Annotated in this window: 1 protein-coding gene; it reads left to right on the forward strand. The window is 63.9% G+C overall.

The window, feature by feature from the left end; translation table 11 throughout:
• Positions 1-19: 19 nt before the first annotated feature.
• Positions 20-305 (forward strand): tyrosine-type recombinase/integrase (locus Q4528_RS13315; protein ID WP_303521986.1); only part of this gene is annotated, 286 nt, incomplete at its 3' end.

A 305-nucleotide genomic window follows, 5' to 3' on the forward strand; every position in this document is an offset into this window, starting at 1 on the left:
ATCTGGCGAAGCGTTGGCGGTGCTCAAGGACCTGCGCGGCCTGCACCCTGACTTGGTGTTCCCCGGCCAGAGTGGACGCGCCCCGCTTAGTGAAGCATCCGTGCGCAAGGTGCTTACCGGCATGGGGTACACTGACGACAAGGGCAAGCCGATCACAACCCACGGGTTCCGGGCCACGCTGCGCACGTGGATGCAGGAACAAGGTGTAGAGCATGACCTGGGGGAAACGATCCTTGCGCACGCGGTGGGCAATGCCGCCACCCAAGCCTACACCCGATCCAAGATGGTAGAGCGCCAGCGGGAAG

It is taken from the genome of Staphylococcus pasteuri (assembly GCF_030547725.1).
Classification (GTDB): Bacteria; Bacillota; Bacilli; order Staphylococcales; family Staphylococcaceae; genus Staphylococcus; species Staphylococcus pasteuri.